19 protein-coding genes are annotated in these 22,659 nt (G+C 59.2%); 11 read left to right on the top strand and 8 right to left on the bottom strand.

From position 1 onward, the window contains the following. Complete coding sequence (locus G568_RS0113805) at positions 1–1,248, bottom strand: MFS transporter (RefSeq protein ID WP_026758589.1); 1,248 nt, start codon at positions 1,246–1,248, stop codon at positions 1–3. Between the two features lie 147 nt (positions 1,249–1,395). Here G568_RS0113805 and zapE point away from each other — a divergent pair, with 147 nt between their 5' ends. Together zapE and G568_RS0113795 are read left to right on the top strand one after the other, a co-directional pair. Beyond that, complete coding sequence (zapE, locus tag G568_RS0113800; protein ID WP_026758588.1) at positions 1,396–2,469, top strand: cell division protein ZapE; 1,074 nt, start codon at positions 1,396–1,398, stop codon at positions 2,467–2,469. Between the two features lie 135 nt (positions 2,470–2,604). Beyond that, positions 2,605–3,039 carry a transglycosylase SLT domain-containing protein gene (locus tag G568_RS0113795; RefSeq protein ID WP_405050588.1) on the top strand — a complete coding sequence of 145 codons (435 nt, stop codon included), beginning with the start codon at positions 2,605–2,607 and terminating at the stop codon, positions 3,037–3,039. Between the two features lie 149 nt (positions 3,040–3,188). Here the strand turns inward: G568_RS0113795 and G568_RS0113790 are convergent, their stop codons facing one another. From G568_RS0113790 to G568_RS0113780, 3 genes are all read right to left on the bottom strand, one after another. Continuing rightward, positions 3,189–4,463 (bottom strand): bifunctional folylpolyglutamate synthase/dihydrofolate synthase, encoded by a 1,275-nt coding sequence (locus G568_RS0113790; RefSeq protein WP_026758586.1) that lies wholly within the window; start codon positions 4,461–4,463, stop codon positions 3,189–3,191. Then, entirely contained in the window at positions 4,460–5,416 is a 957-nt protein-coding gene (accD, locus tag G568_RS0113785) for an acetyl-CoA carboxylase, carboxyltransferase subunit beta (protein ID WP_026758585.1), read from the bottom strand. The genes G568_RS0113790 and accD overlap by 4 nt, the downstream gene beginning before the upstream one ends. A 66-nt stretch (positions 5,417–5,482) precedes the next feature. Next, positions 5,483–6,370 (bottom strand): CPBP family intramembrane glutamic endopeptidase, encoded by an 888-nt coding sequence (locus G568_RS0113780; RefSeq protein WP_026758584.1) that lies wholly within the window; start codon positions 6,368–6,370, stop codon positions 5,483–5,485. A gap of 165 nt (positions 6,371–6,535) precedes the next feature. Between G568_RS0113780 and ilvD the strand changes: the two genes are divergently transcribed. From ilvD to G568_RS0113735, 9 genes are all read left to right on the top strand, one after another. After that, positions 6,536–8,293 (top strand): dihydroxy-acid dehydratase, encoded by a 1,758-nt coding sequence (gene ilvD / locus G568_RS0113775; RefSeq protein ID WP_026758583.1) that lies wholly within the window; start codon positions 6,536–6,538, stop codon positions 8,291–8,293. Then, positions 8,274–9,023 carry a hypothetical protein gene (locus tag G568_RS0113770; RefSeq protein WP_157084419.1) on the top strand — a complete coding sequence of 250 codons (750 nt, stop codon included), beginning with the start codon at positions 8,274–8,276 and terminating at the stop codon, positions 9,021–9,023. Before ilvD ends, G568_RS0113770 begins: the two co-directional genes overlap by 20 nt. A 51-nt stretch (positions 9,024–9,074) precedes the next feature. Continuing rightward, entirely contained in the window at positions 9,075–9,848 is a 774-nt protein-coding gene (locus G568_RS0113765; protein ID WP_026758581.1) for a DUF6478 family protein, read from the top strand. A gap of 48 nt (positions 9,849–9,896) precedes the next feature. Then, entirely contained in the window at positions 9,897–10,274 is a 378-nt protein-coding gene (locus G568_RS0113760; protein ID WP_026758580.1) for a hypothetical protein, read from the top strand. An 89-nt stretch (positions 10,275–10,363) separates the two neighbouring features. Further along, positions 10,364–12,391, top strand: coding sequence for an NADPH-dependent 2,4-dienoyl-CoA reductase (locus G568_RS0113755; RefSeq protein ID WP_026758579.1), 2,028 nt, complete (start codon positions 10,364–10,366; stop codon positions 12,389–12,391). 131 nt (positions 12,392–12,522) lie between these two features. Continuing rightward, a complete protein-coding gene (locus G568_RS0113750) occupies positions 12,523–13,428 on the top strand; it encodes a LysR family transcriptional regulator (RefSeq protein WP_026758578.1) in 906 nt (301 codons plus the stop codon). A 285-nt stretch (positions 13,429–13,713) separates the two neighbouring features. Then, positions 13,714–14,118: a response regulator gene (locus tag G568_RS19740; protein WP_084627409.1), complete on the top strand. Its 405-nt coding sequence runs from the start codon at positions 13,714–13,716 to the stop codon at positions 14,116–14,118. A 111-nt stretch (positions 14,119–14,229) separates the two neighbouring features. Further along, the gene (locus G568_RS18890; RefSeq protein WP_051203014.1) at positions 14,230–15,180 is read left to right on the top strand and encodes a response regulator; all 951 of its coding nucleotides are present in this window, start codon (positions 14,230–14,232) and stop codon (positions 15,178–15,180) included. 1 nt (position 15,181) lies between these two features. Beyond that, the gene (locus G568_RS0113735) at positions 15,182–15,550 is read left to right on the top strand and encodes an Hpt domain-containing protein (protein ID WP_026758576.1); all 369 of its coding nucleotides are present in this window, start codon (positions 15,182–15,184) and stop codon (positions 15,548–15,550) included. 15 nt (positions 15,551–15,565) lie between these two features. On the opposite strand, the gene G568_RS19735 is transcribed toward G568_RS0113735, so the two are convergent. The 4 genes from G568_RS19735 to G568_RS19730 all read right to left on the bottom strand — a co-directional run. Further along, positions 15,566–19,459, bottom strand: a complete 3,894-nt coding sequence (locus G568_RS19735) for a PAS domain-containing protein (protein WP_051203012.1) — start codon at positions 19,457–19,459, stop codon at positions 15,566–15,568. A gap of 274 nt (positions 19,460–19,733) precedes the next feature. Further along, positions 19,734–21,053: a glycine cleavage T C-terminal barrel domain-containing protein gene (locus tag G568_RS0113725; protein WP_026758575.1), complete on the bottom strand. Its 1,320-nt coding sequence runs from the start codon at positions 21,051–21,053 to the stop codon at positions 19,734–19,736. Positions 21,054–21,333: 280 nt separating this feature from the next. Then, on the bottom strand, positions 21,334–22,467 hold the full coding sequence (locus G568_RS18880) for an MraY family glycosyltransferase (protein ID WP_084627407.1): 1,134 nt from the start codon (positions 22,465–22,467) through the stop codon (positions 21,334–21,336). Then, the coding region (locus G568_RS19730) for a transposase (RefSeq protein WP_037374165.1) at positions 22,374–22,659 on the bottom strand (286 nt) is incomplete at its 5' end. The genes G568_RS19730 and G568_RS18880, both read right to left, overlap by 94 nt.

The following is a 22,659-nucleotide window of genomic DNA, read 5'->3' as shown; positions in this document are numbered from 1 at the left end:
TCAGATCGCCGGTGCTCGCACCGTGCGCTCCTTGACCGGCAGGTGCACGATGGCGGAAAACGCGCCGACGCCCACACCGACCCACCAGACGAACGTGTAGTCGCCATAGATGTCATACAGGCGCCCGCCCAACCACACGCCAAGAAAACTACCCAGTTGGTGGCTAAAGAACACGATCCCGTATAGCGTGCCCATATAGCGCAGCCCGTACAGATGTGCGACCAGCCCACTGGTTAGCGGCACGGTGGCCAGCCACAGCGCGCCCATAGAAACCGAAAACAATAGAACAGTTTCCGGCGTGATCGGTGTCAGGATGAATGCCGCCGCGATGAACGTTCGTCCGGTATAGATGCCCGCCAGCAGGTATTTCTTGGAATATCGCTTGCCGGCCCATCCGGCCGCCAGCGTTCCCGCTATGTTGGCCAACCCGATGAGCGAGATCGCCACCGCCCCGAGCGCCGATGTCGAGGTTATGCCAACGCTGTGAAGCACGCCGCCCGGCAGGATCGGGCCGCACATTTCGGTGACAAGGGCGGGAAAATGGGCCGTGATAAAGGCCAACTGATAGCCGCAGCTGAAGAACCCCAGGAAAATCAACGTGTATGACGGATCGCGAAACGCGCGAATTAGGATAGTTCCCATGCTTTCCTGCAGTTCCGCGCGTCCCGCTGGTGGCGCAGGCGCCCGCATGAGCGGCAGAAAGGCCAGCACAGCCAAAATAGCCACGGCAAACGTGATGAACACCGATTGCCAGGACATGAACGACAGAAGCCACTCGGCCACGGGCGCGCCGAATACCTGTCCGGCGCTACCCGCTGCCGTGGCGATTGCAAGGCTCATCGAGCGGTTCTCGTCAGAGCTGGCGCGTCCGACCACCGCGAGGATCACGCCGAATCCGGTGCCTGCGATGCCGAACCCGACCAGCACCTCGTACATCTGATGCGCCGCCGGGCTGACCGCAAAGGACGACAATACCAGCCCCGCCGCGTAAACCAGTGCGCCAAGGATGATCGCGCGCCGGTCGCCCATCCGCTCGGCAACGGCGCCGAACAAGGGTTGCCCGATCCCCCATGCGAGGTTCTGTATAGCGATGGCCAGGCTGAATTCCGTTCTGAGCCAGCCGAATTCCTCGGCAATGGGGATCTGAAACACGCCAAAGCTCGCTCGGATGGCAAAGCTGACCAGCATGATGATGCACCCCACGATCAGAACCGGGGTAAATAGCGGGGTGGCGGTCTTGTCTGTCATGGGCTCTTCCTGTTGCGCGAGGCGCGAGGTTAGCCGCTTTAGCGGGGGCGTCAATCACTCCGCTACGGGTGGCCGCCCGGCTTGTGCTGTCCGGTTTTTGCCTCGTACGGCTTTTCAACATGCGGCGCCCGCGCTATTCGGATTCGGATGACGCGCACGATGCCCCAGATTTATGCGGCCCATGTTAACCAGGGTGACCTGCACGCCGATCCTGCCCAGGAAGCGGCCTTGCCTGAGTTCGAGCGTATTCGGGCCGAGTTGCACCGCCCCGCCCGCACATCGCTTTTCCGCCGTACGCCCAAGCCGCCAAAGGGGCTATACCTGTGGGGCGGGGTGGGGCGCGGCAAATCAATGTTGATGGACATGTTCGTGGAAAGCCTTGAAGGCTTGCCCGTGCGGCGCGTCCACTTTCACGCGTTCATGCAAGACGTGCACACCGCCCTTCATCAAGCGCGGGCGCGGGGCGAGGCGGACGCGATCACGCCGGTCGCGAAAGGCATGGCCAAGGGTTTGCGTTTGCTTGCGTTGGACGAAATGCAGATCACCGATATCACCGACGCGATGATCGTGGGGCGTTTGTTCGAGGCGCTATTTGATGCTGGTGTCGTGGTGGTGACGACCGGAAACCGCCATCCGGAGGACCTATACAAGGACGGATTGAACCGGCAGATATTCCTGCCTTTCATAGACCTGTTAAAGGATCGTATGGTCGTGCATGAACTGGTCAGTCCGCGCGATTACCGGCAGGGTCTGCTAGAGGGTAGCCCCGTTTACTTTTCCCCCGCTGATGCAACGGCCCGTGCGGAAATTGAGCGGATCTGGCAGGATCTAACCGGCGGCGAGGGGGCGCCTCTAACCCTTCATGTGAAGGGCCGCGAGGTCGAGGTGCCGGCGTTTTGCAATGGCGTCGCGCGCGCCTCTTTTCATGAGTTGTGCGGCCGTATGCTGGGCGCTGCCGATTATCTTGCGATCGCCGATGCCGTGCGGGTTCTTCTGCTTGAGGATATTCCGTGCCTGGGCCGGTCGAATTTCAACGAGGCCAAGCGGTTCGTGACATTGATCGATGCGCTTTACGAGGCTCGGGTGCGGCTTGTTTGCTCGGCCGCGGCGCCGCCTGAAATGCTGTATCTTGAGGGCGAAGGCAGTTTTGAGTTTGAGCGAACCGCGAGCCGGCTACGCGAGATGCAGGCCGAGGATTGGGGCCTGCGGGACGCCTCGTGAATAGGCGGCAATCCGCGCTCCTCTCGGCTAATCATTTGCGCCGCCCTCGTCCGCGAGTATCAAGGGCTGGAATTGAGGAGCCAAACAATGCCCGCTACCTGCCTTTCCCGCCGCGCTGTTCTGATCGCTCTCCTTATGGCGCCCGCTGCCTGTAGTGTCCGCGAACCTCAAGGGGCGGTGAGCAGCACCCGGTCAACGCCGCTGTATCCCAACGAGACCCCCGAGCTGCGCGCATTGATCAAGAAATACGCGCGCAAGTACGACGTGCCCGTGTCGTTGGTGCAGCGCGTCGTCGTGCGCGAAAGCACCCACCGTCCCCATGCGCGCAACGGTCCCTATTACGGGCTTATGCAGATCCTGCCGCAAACGGCGCGAACGATGGGCTATCGCGGATCGCCCGAGGGGTTGCTTGATGCGGAAACCAACCTGAAATATGCGGTGAAATACTTGCGCGGCGCGTGGCTGGTGTCGGACGGGGACCAGGACGCCGCGGTTATGTGGTACGCGCGCGGCTACTACTACGAGGCCAAAAAGCGCGGCATGTTGCGCGAAACCGGGCTGCGTGGGTGAGCGGCTGTCGGTAGGCCAAAGAAAGGGGGCCGTTGGATCGGCCCCTCAATCGTTTCCTGCCTGCCTTACCGGTTATTCGAATCATAGTCAGAATGATTCGAATCAGTCAATAGCCAGTGATTCGCTCTAGGCCCCGCGCGCGCCTGAATCTAGCCGTTGTCGCGCAAGACGCGCCCGGCCAAATATAGTGACCCGCAGATCAGAACGCGCGCATGAGGCGTGTGTGCGATGATCGCGGCGAGGGCATCCTCGACGCTGTCGGCCGTGTCCGCCGTCATGCCCGCAGCCTGTGCCGCTGTGGCTGTTTCACTTGCTGGAAGGGTGTTGGCCTCTCCCGGTATTGGCACCGCCGTCAGGTTTTCGGTCTTTGCCGCGAGCGGCCGCAGGTAACCGCCAATGTCCTTGGTATTCAGCATACCGCAAATCAAATGCGTCGGCCGCCGCTGAAGGCTGGCAAGGTGAGCGGCCAGTGCCTGACCGGCGGCAGGGTTGTGGCCGCCGTCCAACCACAGCTCGGCCTGCGGTGCGATTTGCGCCAACGGACCGTGGTGCAGCCTTTGCATGCGCGCGGGCCAATGCGCGCGCGTCATGGCCGCGTCATAGGCATCAAAGCCTTTTTGCAAATGGCGAAGCGCGGCAAGTGCGGCGCCCGCGTTTTGTATCTGGTGTGCGCCCGGCAGGTTTGGCAACGGCAAGTCCAGCAGCCCGGTCTCGTCCTGGTACACCATGCGCCCGCGCTCTTCCCACGCGTGCCAGTGCTGTCCATGCGTCATCAACGGCGCACCGAGCCGGGCCGCGGTATCTTCGATCACCGCCAGCGCAGCATCGGGTTGCGGCCCGACGACACAGGGAACGCCGCGCTTAATGATGCCGGCCTTCTCGGCGGCGATCTTTTCCAGAGTATCGCCAAGAAACGATTCATGGTCGATCGATACAGGGGTGATGACGCAAAGTGCGGGGTGCTCGACAACGTTGGTCGCATCGAGTCGTCCGCCCAGCCCCACCTCAAGCAATGTGTAATCCGCAGCGGTACGCGCAAAGGCCACGATTGCGGCGCATGTGGTGATTTCGAAATACGTGATCGGTTGATCGCCATTGGCGGCGTGACATTCGTCCAGAACCGCGCTCAGGGCGTCCTCGGAAATCAGGTTGCCGGCAAGGCGGATGCGCTCGTGAAAGCGGGCCAGATGCGGGGACGTGTAGGCATGGACGCGGTTGCCGGCGGCCTCCAGCCCGGCCCGCAGCATCGCCAATGTGCTGCCCTTACCATTTGTTCCTGCGATGTGAATCACCGGCGGCAAGGCTTGTTCGGGATGATCCAGCGCAGCCAGCAGTCGCCAAACGCGGTCCAGTGTCAGGTCTATGACCTTGGGGTGCAGTGCCATCATCCGTTCCAGGATGACGTCCGATGTCTGCGCCGTCATTTCTTTGGCGTCTCGGTGGCGGGGTTTTCGGCCTTGGTGTTCTCATCCTCGGTCGCTGCCTCCGCACCCGGCGCAGGGGCGGGCAGGTCGCCGCGCACCGCGGGCGGCAGTCCCATCAGCATGCGGGTGATCGTGATCAGTTCTTCACGCATCTCCGTGCGCGGCGTGACCCGATCCAGCATGCCGTGATCCAGAAGATATTCGGCGCGCTGAAACCCTTCGGGCAGCTTTTCCCGGATCGTCTGCTCGATCACGCGCGGACCGGCAAAGCAAATAAGCGCGTTCGGTTCGGCGATATGGACATCGCCCAGCATGGCGTAGGATGCAGTGACGCCGCCGGTGGTGGGATGGGTCAGCACCACGATATAGGGCAAACCCGCCTCCTTGAGCATCTGAACTGCGACCGTCGTGCGCGGCATTTGCATCAGGCTCAGGATGCCTTCCTGCATCCGCGCTCCACCGGCTGCGGAGAACAGGATCAGCGGGCGTTTGAGTTTAACGGCCTGTTCGGCGGCGGCAATGATCGCGTTGCCGACATACATTCCCATCGACCCGCCCATGAAGCTGAAGTCCTGCGCCGCTGCGACGATGGGCGTGCGGCCAATTTCGCCCGTCGCGACCAGCATCGCCTCTTTCTCGCCGGTGGTCTTTTGCGCGGCGCGCAGACGGTCGGGGTACTTCTTCTGATCGCGAAAGTGGAGCGGATCGGCCATCGGCTCGGGCACCTTGACCGTGGCGAATGCGCCGCCATCGAAGAGTGCTGCAAACCGGGCACGGGGCGTGATCGCCATGTGATGACCGCAATTCGTGCAGACGTTCAGATTGTCTTTCAACTCGCGGTGAAACAGCATCGTGCCGCATTCGTCGCATTTCGACCAAAGGTTTTCCGGCACCTCGCGGCGCGAGAATATCGAGTTGATCCGGGGGCGGACGTAGTTGGAAATCCAGTTCATTGGCGCCGGGCCTTTTCGGTGTTCGCTGCTGCCCCATCAGATAAGCGGACAGCGAATGAATTGCAATCAACGCCGCAAAGCCAGTCGCGCAACCAGCCACGCGAGAACGAGCATTCCCAGGTCAACGCTCATCACCGACCACAGAATGGATGGATCCGACAGATCAAGCTGTAGCCTCCAAAGGGCAAGGCCGGTCAGGTCCGGATCGCCCGACACGACAAGAATCGCGGCAGTATTCGATGCGAAATGTAGCGCGATCGCCGGGCCGAGGGTGCCAGCGCGCGCAGTAATGTCCGATGCTATGACCGAGAATAGCCCGGCCCAGATCATGAACAGCCACCCGGCCGAGCCGATATCCGGCCGATAGTGCAACGCGGCAAACAATACCGCCGGTCCGGTAATCCATATGATCGGATGGTTGAAGCGGGCTGCAAGCTGCTGCTGCAAATAGCCGCGAAATACGATCTCTTCTGCCGAGGTTTGAATGAAGACGGTCAAAAGCGACAGCGGCAGGAGTTGCAACCATGTCGCCAGCGGTGTGGCTTGCTCCAGCGCAACGGGGAACTCTGATGGCGGGAGTATCCAGACGATGGCGTAAAGAGCCACAAGATAGGCCAAGACCCTGCGGAACTGCTTCATCGCGCGCGGTATCGGGCCTATCAGGCTAAGCAGGCCGCGACCGTGCAATTGGTTGGCGACCATCGCGGCGGCAATTATCAGAAGCCCGAGTGACATCAGCAGGTATAGTGCACCAGCGGGATTGCGCGCCGATGTAATTGCGCTTCGGAAATCCAAGTAGGCTTGATCCCCAAGGATCGCCATCGCGAATGCCTGGATGGCCCATCCGAGGCCAAAGACGATCACCGCCATAAGTACCAGCCCAAGACAAAGCCGCCAAACCTCGGATCGGGGGCGGGCGGGCGCGACGAACGCGTCGTGTGCGCGGTATGACATGGACGGCAACCTTTGGCATTTGACAGCAGATAGCTTCTGGTTCGCCAGACGTAGTGGGGCGCAAGCAGTTTGAACAGTACCGGGGGGGGTGCGGCGCAATCTCCCTTGTGCCTTTCAGGTACGTTCATTATCCCTGATCGCAACTATCTTTCCCGGGAGGCCGTGATGACGAAATTCGACAAATCCAAACTGCCCAGCCGCTATGTCACGGAAGGGCCCGCGCGCGCGCCGCATCGGTCGTACCTTTATGCCATGGGCATCAGCGAGCAGGAGATCCATCAACCGCTCGTCGGTGTGGCGACTTGCTGGAACGAAGCCGCGCCGTGCAATATCGCGCTTAGCCGTCAGGCGCAGGCGGTCAAATCGGGTGTCAAAGAGTCTCATGGCACCCCGCGTGAGTTCACGACCATCACGGTGACCGACGGCATCGCCATGGGGCACGAGGGGATGCGCTCTTCGCTTGCATCGCGCGAGGCGATCGCGGACACGGTTGAGCTTACGATGCGTGGCCATTGCTACGACGCCATTGTCGGGCTGGCGGGCTGCGATAAATCACTGCCGGGTATGATGATGGCGATGGTGCGGTTGAATACGCCCTCCGTCTTTATTTACGGCGGCTCCATCCTGCCGGGCCGGGCCCCCCAGATCGATGAGATCCCCGAGGATTTCCGCACGCGCGATTTAACGGTGCAGGACATGTTCGAGGCGGTCGGCCGACACCAGAACGGCACGATGTCCGACAAGGCGCTGGACGTGCTCGAGCGCGTGGCCTGCCCATCCTCGGGTGCCTGCGGCGGGCAGTTCACCGCCAACACCATGGCATGCGTATCCGAGGCGATCGGGCTTGCCCTGATGAATAGCTCGGGCATGCCCGCGCCCTATGAAAGCCGCGACCAATACGGCGAGGCCTCGGGCCGCGCCGTGATGAACCTGATCGAGCAGAACATTCGCGCGCGCGACGTGGTCACACGCAAGTCGCTTGAAAACGCGGCGCGCGTCGTGGCGTGCACGGGTGGATCCACCAATGCCGGCCTTCATTTGCCCGCGATCGCGCACGAGGCCGGGATCGAGTTCTACCTTGAGGATGTCTGCGACATCTTCCGTGACACGCCCTATTTCGTTGATCTGAAGCCGGGTGGGCAGTTCGTCGCCAAAGATCTTTACGAGGCAGGCGGCGTGCCTGTTGTCATGAAGGAGTTGCGAAAGGCCGGATTGATCCACGAGGATTGCATGACCGCAAGCGGCCGGAGCATTGGCGAGGAACTGGCGCTGATCGACCGTGAGGCGGATGGCAAAGTGATTTATCCCATCGACAACCCGATCACGAAAACCGGGGGGGTCGTCGGTCTGAAGGGCAATCTTGCGCCAACGGGGGCCATCGTCAAAGTCGCAGGTATCGCCGAGGAAAACCAGGTATTCACCGGCCCGGCTCGTGTGTTCGAGAATGAGGAAGAAGCCTTTGCCGCCGTGCAGGCACGCGAATACGAAGAGGGCGAAGTCATCGTGATCCGCAACGAAGGCCCCGCTGGCGGACCCGGCATGCGCGAAATGCTGGCAACGACCGCCGCCCTGTCGGGGCAGGGCATGGGCAAGAAGGTGGCGCTTATCACCGATGGCCGCTTTTCCGGTGCGACGCGGGGTTTCTGCGTGGGCCATGTCGGACCCGAGGCGGCGCATGGCGGCCCGATTGCCCTTCTCAAGAATGGCGACGTGATCACGATCAATGCCATCACCGGCGAATTGAGCGTGGACCTTTCCGATGATGAGCTTGGCGCACGCAAGGCCGAGTGGCCGGGGCCGCGCCCCACGATGTATGCGAGCGGTGCGCTGTGGAAATATGCGCAGCAAGTTGGTGAGACATACAAGGGCGCGGTCACTCACCCGGGTGGCAAGGCCGAAAAGCATGTCTACATGGACCTCTGATGCGCCACGGCAGGGTTGGAGTTGGGGCACGCGCTGCGGCGCTGTCCGCATCGCGGCCCTGTGCCTGATATTGGTGGCGGTGGCTGGCTGCTTGAGCCTTGGCAGTGAAAAGCCAGCACCGGCCATACGGCAGGCGCAATTGGTGAATGGCGCCGTGATTGTGCCTGCGCCGGTAGGGTATTGCATCGAGCCAAGCAGCATCGAGGATGAGGGACGCGATGCCTTCATTCTGATTGGTCGGTGTGATCTGCTGACTGGGCAAGAGGCGGGGCTGCCGGTTGCGCCGGCGATCATGACCGTATCGGTTTCGGGGACTGACGCACCGGAGGGGCAGCCCAAGGGCGATGAACTTGTCCAATCACTTGGCGCCGAGCGTGTTCTATCGCGCATCGAAGAGCCGAACCTCAGCTTGTTCCAGGTCGAAAGTGCGAAGCGCCTGACGCGCAGCGGTGACAGCCGCCACTGGCGCGGCATCATGACGGTCAACGGACACATTGTTGGCTTGGCCGCCTATGGTGCGCGAGATAGCAATGTCAGCGGCGAAGGTGGCGAGGCCCTGATCCGGGCCTTGGCCCGCCGGATACGAGATGCCAGCCCCGAGCAGCCGCCCGCCGATGATGCGCTCGCCCCCCCGACAAATTCAGCGGACAATCCGCCCGTCCCCGCAAGTGAACAAGAAAGTGCCGAAACGGGCGGTTTGAAAAAGTTGATTGGGCGTTTGTTCAATTGATCATTCTTGAGGTATGACTAAGGCCAAGCAGGCAAGCGGGATCGTATCGCAATGAAAAAACTGGGCAGTGATGTCTTCAGAAGGATTGCCCACGTCCGGGCGTTACGTCGCTGGACCCGCGCCGCCGAGATCGCCGCGACAGCCGACTTGCCGTATTTGCGCGCGCAGCGAAACCGTGCGCGCCAATTGCGGCATCGTCTCAATGAGTTGATTCACGTCGCCGACGACAGGTTGGCATTGCCGCTGATCGGATCGAATGCTTTTCGCCGTCCGCCGGGAACGGATTGGTCGTGGCGGCCACAGCTTTGGCGTGGGCCGCTGCCGATTCCCGGGATGTCTTCGGTTCAGAGCAAATCCATGCTGGGCGACGAGGTGACGCTTTTCCATGATTGTGAGCGGTCCGAGCTGACCCTGCGACAGCTTCGCAACAGGCGCGAATCCGATCTGGCGCCGTATGGTGTGCGAATGGACGTGTTCAAGTTCGATGGCTCGTTCTTGTCGCTTGTTGTGGATTTGCCCCATGCGGCTGTGGATGGCCTGCGGCGTAAGCATCTTCTGCGCCTGGATGTCATCGTGGAAATGGAGAGCCCGCTCGAGATTTTCGCGCGTCTCAACATCAAGCACGGCCCCAATACCGAGCAGGTCGTCAGGGAGCTGCCGCTCAACGAAGAAGAAATCATGGTAGAGTTCGATCTTGCCTATACCAACCTAAACGAGAAGCGAGTCGAGAGGGCCTGGGTCGATCTGATCTTTGAAGGGCCGGAAATGAACCAGGTGGTTTTGCGGGATCTGACATTCTGCCGCTACCCACGAGCCGAGTTGTGATGCCGACCATGACAGGCAGACATTCGATCGCGACAGGGAGACGATTCGATGAGTGATCTCAGAGTAACCGCAACGCGGCTGTTCGAGGGCGTTTGGGAGGCGATGATAACCACGTCTGATCCAACCTCTGAGGCGCCGAACATCGGGGTTACGCACCTTGATCGCCGGGTGGAGGGCGTTGAGGTGATGCGCTCGGCCGATGCGACGCACTGGGCATTGCGCGTACCTGTCCCCCGCGAAGCGATCAGCGATGGTGTGCAAACCTTCGTCGTTCGTGACCTGAATGACGATGCGGTATTGGGGAGCTTCACCATCATTGCGGGCGAGGCCCTTGCCGATGACATTCGCGCAGAGGTGAACCTGCTGCGCGAAGAGTTGGATATGCTCAAATCAGCGTTTAGGCGGCACTGTCTGGAAACCACTTAGGCGCAGAGTTGTTTCGTGGTTGACGCCATGTCCTTCGTGACAAGCCGCCGAGTCGCCGACAGACTGGGCAAGGCAACCGGAGGCATATAATGACAGAGTATCCAAATCTTCTCGCTCCGTTGGACTTGGGCCATGTAACGCTTAAGAACCGTGTTTTGATGGGCTCGATGCACACGGGGCTGGAAGAAACGAAAGACTGGAACCGCGTCGCCGAATTCTACGCGGCGCGCGCTCGAGGCGGCGTTGGATTGATGGTGACGGGCGGGATGGCACCGAATGCCGAGGGCGGTGTGTTTCCGGGCGCTGCGGGATTGTTCAACGATCAGGACATTGAGAACCACCGCGTTGTTACCGACCGCGTGCATGAGGCAGGGGGCCTCATCGCGATGCAGGTCCTGCACGCGGGTCGATATGCCTATTCGCCCGATTGCGTATCAGCCTCCGCTGTCAAATCGCCCATCTCGCCCTTTCCGCCCAAGGAACTGGACGAGGAGGGGATACAAAAGCAGCTCGACGATATCGCGACAGCGGCGGCCCGGGCCCGCAAGGCCGGATATGATGGCGTCGAGATCATGGGGTCCGAGGGCTATTTCATAAATCAATTCCTAGTTCGTCACACCAACAAGCGTACGGATGATTGGGGCGGATCCTACGAAAACCGCATGCGCGTTGCGATCGAAGCGGTAAAGCGGGCCCGCGCGGCCGCCGGGGATGATTTCATCATCATCTACCGGCTAAGCATGATCGACTTGGTCCCGGATGGCTCTACCTTTGACGAAGTCCTGCAGCTCGCGCGGGAGGTCGAAAAGGCGGGGGCGAGCATCATCAACACCGGCATCGGTTGGCACGAGGCGCGCATTCCCACCATCGCCACGTCAGTCCCGCGCGCGGCGTTTGCCTGGGTTACGAAAAAACTGATGGGCAAGGTGGGAATTCCGATTGTCACCTCAAACCGGATCAACACGCCGCAGGTCGCCGAGCAGGTGTTGGCCGATGGATGCGCGGATATGGTTTCGATGGCGCGGCCACTTCTGGCCGACGCCGATTTCGTAGCCAAGGCAGAGGCCGGGCGCGCAGACCGGATTGCGCCTTGTATTGCCTGCAATCAGGCCTGCTTGGACCACACGTTCAGCGGCAAGATTTCCACATGTTTGGTCAATCCGCGTGCGTGCCACGAAACCGAACTGCTAATCGAGAAAACCCTCGATCCCAAGCGTGTTGCCGTGGTGGGTGCAGGGCCGGCCGGCTTGTCCGCGGCGATAACAGCAGCACAGCGCGGGCACGACGTGACCCTTTTTGACAAGGCTGATCGCATCGGCGGGCAACTCAACATGGCGCGTGTCATTCCCGGGAAGGAGGAATTTCATGGTCTTGTTGAGTGGTTCGAGACGATGCTGGCGGATCATGACGTCGAAACGCGGTTGGGACGCGCGGTTGGCGAAGATGAGCTGAAGCCGTTCGACGACGTGGTGATTGCGTCCGGTGTGCTGCCACGTGATCCGGGCATTCCCGGGCAAGACAACAAAAATGTCCTGTCCTATCTCGACGTTCTGTCGGGTCAGGCGCAAGTTGGTGCGCGGGTCGCGATTGTCGGGGCCGGTGGAATCGGATTCGATGTTGCCGAGTACCTTACCCAAGAGCGACCCAGCCCCACTGAGAACCTGACCGAATGGATGCGCGAATGGGGCGTGACCGATACCGCAGAAGCCCGCAGCGGGCTGGCCCCCGAAGGGCCTCACCCTGAGCCCTCTCCGAGACAAGTGACCCTGTTGCAGCGCAAGGCAGAGCGACCGGGCAAGCGACTTGGCAAGACCACTGGCTGGATTCATCGCGCTGCGCTCAAGATGAAAGGGGTGGAAATGGTCAGTGGCGTCAACTACGACCGAATCGATGATCAGGGCCTGCATGTCAGCACCGGAGAGGCCCGCGAAAACACGCGACTGATCAACGCGGATACCGTGGTGCTTTGTACGGGGCAGGTCAGCGAGCGAAGCCTTGCCGATGCAATGGCTGATCATGGTGTTAATGTTCATGTGATTGGCGGTGCAGACGTGGCTGCAGAACTGGATGCGAAGCGCGCAATTAACCAAGGCACACGGGTTGCGGCGGCGCTTTAGAGGCCCCAGAACGCTGTTTCCCATGGTGTGACGATTCATGGAATACCGCGATATTGTCTGCCTCATGCCGCAGTGCTGCCCGATTTTCCGGAGATGAAGGGGGAAACCGGAAAGGCAAAGGGTAGTGCGTAATGGATCGACTGACGGAAATGGAAGCCTTCGCAACGGTTGTTGACCAAGGAGGGTTTACAGATGCCGCGAAGAAAATGGGGATTTCCAAGTCTGCCGTGTCAAAGCATGTGTCCAGCCTTGAGGCCCGTCTGGGTGCGCGCCTGCTGAACCGAACCACCCGGAGGGTTAGCCCGACAGAAATCGGCCTTGCCTATTATGATCGCGCGCGGCGCGTTCTCAATGACGCCGGTGAGGCGGACGCCTTGGTCAGTTCGATGCAATCCGACCCGTCGGGGCAGCTTCGGATCAGCGTCGCGACCGACTTCGGGGTCAACCACCTGTCGCCAGTTCTGGGTGAGTTCCTGGCAGAGTTCCCTGAAATCACGGTCAACATGGTATTGAACAATCGATATGTGGAGCTGATCAGCGAAGGCTTTGATATGGCTGTGCGAATCGGTGAGCTGGAAGACAGCAGCCTGCGCGCGCGCAAGCTGACCGAGACGAACAAGCGAATGATCGCAAGCCCGGCTTATCTCGAAAAATTCGGTCGCCCGGAAAAGATCGATGATCTGAACGATCACAAGCTTCTGCATTATTCCAACCAGTCCACGGGAAACCTGTGGAAGCTGACCGCGCCATCGGGCGAGAAGCGTCAAGTGCGGACTGCGGGATGGCTGAGCGTCAATGACGGCCAATCGCTTCTCAATGCTTGCATTGCGGGGTTGGGAATCGCTTATTTGCCAAGCTTCCTGTTTTCCGACGCTATGCGCGACGGCTTGGTCGAGGATGCGATACCCGATCTTCCGGTTGAAACCCAGGGGATCTACGCGGTCTATCCGCCGGGACGCTTCACGCAACCCAAGGTGCGCGCGTTTATAGACTTCCTTGCGCACGCCTTCTCTGAGAAGGGGCAAAATACCTGGTAACCGGAGCAGGGTTTGCACGTATTCGATTTGTCAAATGTGGCTGCAGTGTGGCAACCGTAAGGCGCCTGGGCGTAGTGCATTTACAACGACTGATCGCCGATCCCCTTGTTATTTTGGGGCCGAAGGTGGGGTGGTAATTGAAAAAGGTTGACCGCGTCACATTTGAGTGACAATAGTCTTGCCACAAAAATATACAATAAGTTTCGTATTTACATATCGCCTTGAAAGTTCTGTTCGTGGGGGAGCCTGAGGCGCTGTGTAGCCGTATGGGCCGGGGATGGTTTAATGAATATGAGTTTGGCGGCCAACAATCAGGAACCGCGTCGGCGCGTCCTTATTGCCGAGGACGATGAGATTACTTGTGAATTGTTTACAAATCTCTTGAACGGCCTTGATGGCGTAGAAATCGTGTTGGTTGGCGATGGCCGAGAAGCTCTGATGCAGGCACTCACCCAGCACTTTGATCTGATCGTGACGGATCAGAATCTCCCTGAATTGACGGGTGACAAGCTGATTCGGCATTTGCGCGCCTCGCGCAACATAAATTCCGCGACCAAGATAATGCTCATGTCTGCGTCCACCTTTGATGAGTTGGAAGGCCAAGGCGTGCGCGTGCCCCGAGATTGCTATATGGCCAAACCCATTCAACCTGCAGCCTTCATAGATGCAGTGATGCCGTTTTTGGTCTGAGAATAGGTCGATTTGACCTAAGATTTGCCCAAAAATTGACCTACTGTATGTTTAGGATCAACCCATGGTAGCATACTAACGTGCTCCGAGTATTGTTGGAATGAGGCAGGTATGAGAATTCTCGCGGTAGATGACGAACCGCTTTTGCTGGAAGTCGTGAAAACGTCTTTGAGCCAGCTTGGATACCAGGACGTCACACTTGCGAATTCCGGCGCGGAGGCGCTGGTCGCGATGGACAAGGCCTCGGTTCCGTTTGATTGCTGCCTGTTCGATATTCAGATGCCTGAAATGGATGGCATCACGCTGATAGGCGCTGTTCGCGAGAAGCCGGCCTACAAGCGCACGCCGATCCTGATGCTAACGCGCGTTTCAGAACGCGAATCGATTGATGCCGCCTTTTCGGCCGGCGCGACGGACTATATCAACAAGCCCCTCGACAGGATCGACCTCAAGGCGCGTATGGGGATGGTCGAACGTCTCGTCGAAGAGCGCCGCCGGGCCAACGCGGTTTCTGTCGTTGCCCATGCTGCGGAGAGCCAAGAGCCGGCCCCATTTGAAACCCCTTTGTTCATGGACGGTATCGGGGGTTTGGTCGAATACCTCGCCTTGGAAAACTACGTTCTGACACTGGGTCGCAAGCAGATGTTTTCGATCGCGGCGCTTGGGTTCAGTGTTGAAAATGCCGCCGCGATATACCGGCGTGCGCCTGGTTTGCAATTCGAGTACATGTTGGGTGACGTCGCCACCGTGATATTTGAGGTGATGAAAGCCAACAACCTGATGTTCGCGCATGCGGGCGGCGGCGATTTCATTTGTCTGCTGCCGCGAATGAACGAGATTGATACCGAGCAGATCGAGGATGAGCTGCGCCTCGCATTGTCGGATTTCTCGGGGCTCTACGCCGCCGATGGCATGCCCGTGCCGCGCGTGCGGGTTGGTCAGCCTGTCAGAAGCAACGTCTTTTCACTGACGCGAGCGGATCAGATCCTGACGCGCGCGCTTGCCGACGCCCAACCCAAGGATCCAATGCCAGAACCGGCATGGAAACGAGCATTGAAGTAATATGGTACAAAAAAAACCTGACATCACTGCCGAGCAAGATGCGATCCTGGAGCGTGCGCTGGCTCCTGTGCGCGCCCGATTTATCGAAGCGATTGAAGGCCACATCTTGTCATTCGAAGCGCTAAGGCGCGAGGCCAGGAATGGGCATTCCTCAAAGGAATCCTTGAAGGAAATTGGCCAATTGGCCCACAAGATCGCGGGTATTGCGGGGTCTGTAGGTTATGAAGAAATTGGCGAAGCGGCCAGCACGGTCGAGCGTCGAGTCTTGGAATGCGAGGCGTCAGCGTTAGATGATGGTGATCGCCTGGCTTCGGTCGATGAGGTTCTGGAACCACTTCTGGAACTGCTCGAAATGAAGCTCGACGACTGAGCTTTCTGGGCCGGATCAGGTCGCAAGCAGTGCCGAGAGGGCTTGCTTCAGGTCCTTGAGGCCAAATGGCTTTGGAACATGAGAGTCGAAGCCAGCTATCACGTATTCGGCAATCTGATGCGCCATGGCGTTGGCCGTTACGGCGATGATCGGCGTGGGTGGTTTCCCCGCCGCCTCTTCAATGTCTCTGATTTCGTGCAATGCCGTCATCCCGTCCTTCACCGGCATCGAAATGTCGAGCAGAATAAGGTCATAGTCGGAGGAACGCGCCTCATTGATGGCCTCCTGTCCGTCCGTGACGATGGTTGCATTTACACCTAGCCGTTTCAGCATCGCAGACAGGATTTCACGATTGGCAGCGTTATCATCCGCAGCCAGAATACGGCGCCCCTCAAATGAGCAGGCCTCGTCATTTGCCAGCCCGGGAGAAGGCTCTAGCTCTTGCGTGGCTATGTCCAGTGGGAGCTCGACAGTTATCGTTGTCCCTTCTCCTGGATGGCTCTGAACCTTGATATCGCCTTCCATCAGCAGAACGAGCTGGCGCACGATCGACATGCCCAGTCCGGTGCCTCCAAATCGGCGCGTGATCGAGCTGTCGGCTTGCGTGAAATCCTCGAACAAGCGCGCGGCCTGCTCATCGGTCATCCCGATTCCGGTGTCAGAGACGGTGATCTTGAGTGGCCGCCCTGCTCGGCCTGAAACAGTGAGGGTGATGCCGCCAGTCTCGGTAAACTTGATCGCGTTGCTCAAGAGGTTGTGCAGGATCTGCTGGACACGATGAGAATCGCCAATTCGGGGTAACTCACTCCCTGATCCGATTAGAACATCAAGTGTCAGGCCTTTTTCGTCGGCCTTGAGGGTGTGAATATCTTCTAGGCGGCGGGCAAGATTATCCACTCTGAATGGCGCATATTCCAGTTCCAGGCGTCCCGCCTCGATCTTGGACATGTCCAGAAGATCATTGAGAATGTTCAGCAGCGCCTCGCCCGACTGGCGGATCAAGGCAATCATGCGATGCTGTTCGGGGTCGGTGATTGACGATTCCAGGAGCTCGGCCATCCCTAGCACCCCGTTGAGAGGTGTGCGGATTTCGTGGCTCATGTTGGCGAGGAATTGCGATTTCGCCTGGTTGGCCGCTTCGGCGCGTTCCGTTGCCTCCACCAATTCGGTGACATCTGCACCCACTCCGCGGTAGCCAGTGAATTCACCGTCATTGTCGAAGACCGGAGCCCCCGATATGCGGAACCACCTGTCGCCACCAGACCCCTGCTTGGGCATGAGATAGGTGAAATCCCGGAATGGCTCCCTGGCTTCAATGGTCTTGTTCAAGCTGTCCCAGTCGGCCGCAGCGACCGCTGCAGGATTCACGCTGACTACTTCATTGCGAGTCTTGCCATAGAACACCTCGGGTTCAGTCCCGGTTGCGCCGCGGACGCTTTCGGATATGAAAGTAAAGCGCAGGTCCGGTCCCTGTTCCCAGTACCAGTTGTTCGAAACGCTTGAAATATCGTAAAATCTCTGCTCTGCCAGATCGCGTTCTTCGATAGTGGCTTCAAGCTCGGCTTTTGCTTCTGCGATGGCTGCTTCGCGCGCCTTTTGCTCACTGATGTTGATATGAACCCCTGACATCATCAGCGCACGGCCATCTGGCGCACGGCGGGTAACGCGCCCGCGGCTCAGCACCCATATGTAGTGCCCGTCTTTGTGGCGCAGGCGTAGTTCGTTCTCGAATACCCGTCGCCCTTCGGTGAGGTGAGTGTCCTCTTGCGCCAGTTTTTCAACATCGTCCGGGTGCACGAAGTCCCGGAACCGCGATAATGTCATCGGCTCCAATTCCGCACGGTCATAGCCGATCATGTTGGCCCAACGGTCGTTAATGTTGTTTGTGCCGTTTCTCAAATCGGCTTGGAATGTGCCAACTTGTGCGCCGCTGATAATATCGGCCAAGCGGCGCTCTGCTTCGACGATTTCCGTCACGTCGATCCTGAGTCCTACGCGTCCGCCGTTGGGTGTTGTCTGCTCAAGCAGGCGGATGGTGCGCCCGTCCGCAAGGTGTAATAGCGTGTCACGTTTTTCGTTCTCGGCATCGGCACGCATTTCGTCCAACCAGGCTTGCGCATCGTAATCGGCATCCGCATAGATGCCGTGCTCAATGCCAGCGCGCTGAATATCAGAGATCTTCCGTCCTACCGAAATCTCGTTCGAGATCTCGGGATATAGATCGCGATAGGTGCTATTGAAGAGGATGAGGCGGTCATCCGCATCCACCAATACAAAGCCATCTGGCAATGCTTCGATCGCAGTTGTCAGTGTTTCGTGCGCGGCGCGCGCGGACTCGGCTGCCGCCATGCGCTCGCGTTCTCTTTCGATCCGGTCGGACAAGTCAATGACAAAGCACCAGACCGTTTTGCGTCCTCTAGGATCTTCTCCTACCGCGCCGCGCACCTCAACGGGCACATGCGCGCCGGATTTGTGCCTGTACTTGACTTCGATCGGTGCAAACCCACCCGTCTCTCGCATCTCGAGGATGAAATGGCGCACCGGCGGCATGTCGTCTGTTTCGGCCATAAGGTCCGTAAAAGACATGCGGCGCAATTCGTCGCGGGAATGCCCGGTGATCTGCTCCATCGTGGCGTTCGAATGGAGAATGGCGCCGGATTCAAAATCAAGCTGCATGATCCCGCTTGGCGCGATGTCGTAGATATGGCGGAAAAGCGCCTCGCGCCGCTCCAGCCGATCACGTGCCGCTCGTTCGGCGGAAACATCAAGGTGTATACCGGCCAGCAATAGCGCCTTGCCTTGCGCATCCCGCCTCAGAACCTGGCCACGGGATTGAATCCAGGTCCAGTGACCAAACTTGTGACGCATCCTGAAGTCCAAGGTGAAGTCGTTGGCCTCGCCCTCGATGCATTTGTCTAGCGCGGCCTTGACGCGATCACGATCGTCTTCGTGACAAAGATCCCAGAAGCCCAACATCGTAGATGGTTCAAGCTCATGGAGCGAGTATCCCAGAATCTCGGCCCATCGTTGGTTTATCGTGTTCTTGCCTGTTGGTACGTCCAACTCCCAGGATCCTACGCGTGCGCCGGTAATAACGTTTTCAAAACGCTCCTCGGCCTCACGCATCTCTGTTATGTCGGTGTGAACTGCAATCAGGCCGCCATCAACTGTGCGCCGCTCGCGCACCCGCGTGATGCGCCCGTTCGATAGCGTTTGAACGGTGTCCTTTTTGGCGTGCTTGCGATCCCACAGCCGCTCCTTGATCCACTCGTCCTCGCGGCCATTCGCGTCGGTGAGTTGACCGTGCTGGACGGCATAGCGCTCGATTTCCTCAAACGTGACACCGGGCTTCATGGCCGGCGCAGTCAGGGAATAGATTTCCCTGTAGCGCTCGTTGCACATGACCAGGCGGTCATTCTTGTCGAATAGGGCAAAGGCGTCGTCGATCGTTTCCAGGGCTTGCAATAGCTCGGCACTAGGGGGGCGCATGGCATCGTGAGGCTCCTGCTCGCTCGCCTTGCTGCGGGTCCAGGCGTTCACCATTCCCTCCGCTACAGCAGAGAGCGCGCCTGTGCAGTCTTGCGGGAATTCTGCGCCGAGCAGCGCTAGAACTCCTACCAACTCGTTCTGAATAACTACCGGAACAAGAAGCGGGCGTTTGTGATCCCGGTCACCTTTTGCGGCAGTATCCTCTGCATGCACAACACTGCCTTGCGAAAGCGTCTTTTTCCATGGCTTGATGAAGCGTGCGATTGCGTCTTCAGGGCAGACAGATCCATGCGATGCAAACCCCTCTCCATCCTGAAGAACAAGAAATGCCTTGCATTTCAGGTCCGTGCCCAACTCGGTCAATACGTTGCAAAGTGTGGCGTCTGTCTCCTGCGGGGGGGCGCGAAGCAGCATACCCATCAGTCGGGTAGACAGCATGTCGTAGGAGTGAACCATAAATCTGACGCCTCAGCCTGCTCAATCCGGCGCTGCGCGCTCGGGTGATCGGATTTTCCCGTTTTTACGCATAATGTATTCACAACTCGTCAAGGTAAATGCAATTCTTGCGCGCATTCACTTGACGCACTGTACCTGGCAGGCGCGTTTTTACAACAGATGCTATTCCAAGACCCCGAGGTAGTAGTGGTAGATGCCGCTAATGTGCCAAGGTCACCATGGGAGAGGTGCCGCAGGTTCAGTCGCTACTGTCTTGGCCGATTATCTTGGCTTGCTCGCGCGCGCTCGGGTGTTCGGATGCGACGAAAGGTACCTCGCTCACTATGGCGTCAACGGGCTGGCCTGCGATCTCGCAATAGCTTTCGGGCAGTTCTACATGCAGTCGCGTTCCAATGGCCGTTTTCCCCCACGGAACGTAGCCAAGCGCAATGTTCGTTTCCAATTCCGGCGACCACCAGGGTGATGTGACATACCCGCAACGAATGCCGCTTTCGTCGCAGATCAGCCAGAAATCAGGCGCATAGTCGATGATTGGCTGCCCCCCCATTTTCAGCCCGACCAGCTTGAGGCTGAATGGGTAGTCTCCCGCCTCGATCTGCTCTCGCTGCTTCTCCAGGGCCGCCTTGCCGATGTAGTCCGCGGTTTTCTTGCGTGGCACCTGGTAGGCAAGGTTCACCTGAAACGGCGAGGTCTCTGCATCCATGTCTTGCCCCCAACTCAGGATACCGGCAGCGATGCGGCGATGGTGCGCCGGTGCGATCACCCGCAGGCCGTACCGCGCGCCGACACCGCGCAACCCGTACCAGACCGCTTCGGCCGTCCGGCTCGCATCACGGACATACACCTCGTAACCCTTTTCGCCCGAGAAACCGGTCTGGCTCACCACCACGGGGCACCCTTCAATCTCGGTTTCCATCAACCCGTAGTAGGGAATGTCGCGCAGTTCCTCTCCTATCAGATCAGCCATCAGGTCTTCTGAAAGCGGCCCCTGGACTTGCAAGGGGGCCACGTCGATCTCTTCAATCTCGACATTCCAGCGGCGCGGCGTATTCACCCCCTGCAGCCACAACAGGAGATCGCTATCTGACACGGAGAACCAGAATTCGTCCCTTCCAAGCCGTAGCAACACCGGGTCATTCAGGATACCGCCCTTGTCATTGCACAAGATGCAGTATTTCCCGCGCATCGGCTTGATCCGGGTGGCATCGCGCGTAATGACTGTGTTGACGAAATCCTCGGCATCGGGGCCTTTTACGCGGATCTGGCGCTCGACCGCGACGTTCCAAAGCGTCACCCCATTGACCAAGGCCCGGTACTCGGCCATCGCGCCACCGTCTTCCGGTTTTACGTACCCGCGCGGGTGATACATGCGATTGTAAACCGTGGCGCGCCAGGCGCCGGCCTCGATCGAAAGGTGCCAGAACGGCGATTTGCGTACCCGGGTAGAGATAAGCAGTTGGACCGGAGTCGGACCCGACTGCCGCAGGTTGGTCGGTACGATCCGATCCGATTGATCAACACCCGGTACGTTCGGATGGGAGCGGTTTTGTTGTACCATCCCCCCAAAATGTCGCTCATGCCGCCGAATTTCAAGATTCGGTCGCGTCACCGTGAGATGGCTGCCGCGGCCCCGAACCCTCCAACATGATCCGTTCGGATCGGTGTGAAACTCCGATCGAGCGGCATGGTGGGCATGACAGCATCCATCAGAGTAAGCCAGGTACAAGCAATTGCCCCGCACGCGACCATATGTGTTGCCACGTGATCATACCTCGATGAGGTGGTGAACCGTGCAGGATTGGAATCTGCGACCTACCAATTGAACGCTTGGCTGAAGCTCAGCGATTGCCGCGTCGGGCCTCTATCCGTTGAAAAGCGCGGCGCCATGGAGCGCGGCGCGTGATGCGTAACCCCAAGCTATAGGTGGTTACAAAAATTGCGCCAAACATGGCAAGGCTGAGTAGCGCCCAGAGCGGATCGTTCCTTAGAAAGACTGCCATCACGATCGGCGCACCGGCCATGGGAAGCACCACCACTGTGCTGAGAGGGTTTGACAAACCTCGACGCGATGCCCCCAGAACGCGGATTTCCAGCCCTCGCATCACGAGTTGGTGGAAATGCAGCCGGTCCGGTTGATCGGCGCGGCGCCCGGCCCGTCTGCGGCGGTAAATTGCGAGAAAGGTATCAGCGACTGGCCAGAAGAACATCAGCCCTACAGAAACCCCCGCGACCTGCTCGGAGCGGACCACCAGGAAAATGCCGAGCCAGGCAAGCACATGACCAACCGCGTAGGCGCCAGCATCTCCCATGAAGACGTGCCCACGGGGGAAATTGAACACAAGAAACCCTGATAGCGCCGCGGCGACTACAAGCGCGGCCATCATCACCGCCCGATCATCCACTTGCCACGCTATCGTGGCGATACCCAGTGCGATCAGAACTCCCAGTCCTCCGGCCAGTCCGTTCACCCCGTCTATCAGGTTGAACGAATGGCACAAGCCGGTGGTCCAGAGCAGCGTGACTGCAATGGCGAAGGGCGCGAAAGTCAAAGCCGCATCAAGACCGGGGATGCCGCTTTGGGTGATCCAGGTATCGAGAAACATTATGACGAGAACTGAGGAGAAAGCCGCCGCCAGCAACCGAATGTTGGGGCGGACAGGATAGCCGGTATCCTCTACAAGGCCCGCTACGAATACCGGCGTGAGGCTGAGACTGAACCACGCGGCAGAGTCGTGCGGAATACTAGGCAGGGCAAAAAGTAGCGCCCCAACCGTTACCAAGACCACGCCAACGCCGCCAATCCTTGGTGTGGGACGATCATGCGCCGCCTGTACGGCATTGGTATCAGAGCTATGCCCGAAAGTTGGTGACGGCGTGATCAGGCGGCGGCTTGAAGTTGCTTGATCCCGTCCTTGAAGGCAATCCCCTGGACGATTTCCGGCAGCCGATTGGCACCGTCGAGTTTTCGCCATTTCGCCTGGGCTGACATCATCAGCCTGAAGGCCATGGCGAGGCCGGTTTTCCGGCTCAGGCAGCCCTTGGTCTTGCCGGTCCGGTGGCGGACGGTGGCGAAGGTGCTCTCGATCGGATTTGATGTGCGGATGTGCTTCCAGTGCTCGGCCGGGAAGTCGTAAAAACTGAGCAGCACTTCGCGGTCCTTGACC

Origin of the sequence: Sediminimonas qiaohouensis DSM 21189 (assembly GCF_000423645.1) — a bacterium.
GTDB classification, from domain to species: domain Bacteria; phylum Pseudomonadota; class Alphaproteobacteria; order Rhodobacterales; family Rhodobacteraceae; genus Sediminimonas; species Sediminimonas qiaohouensis.
This window is presented reverse-complemented; position numbering and strand designations above follow the sequence as displayed.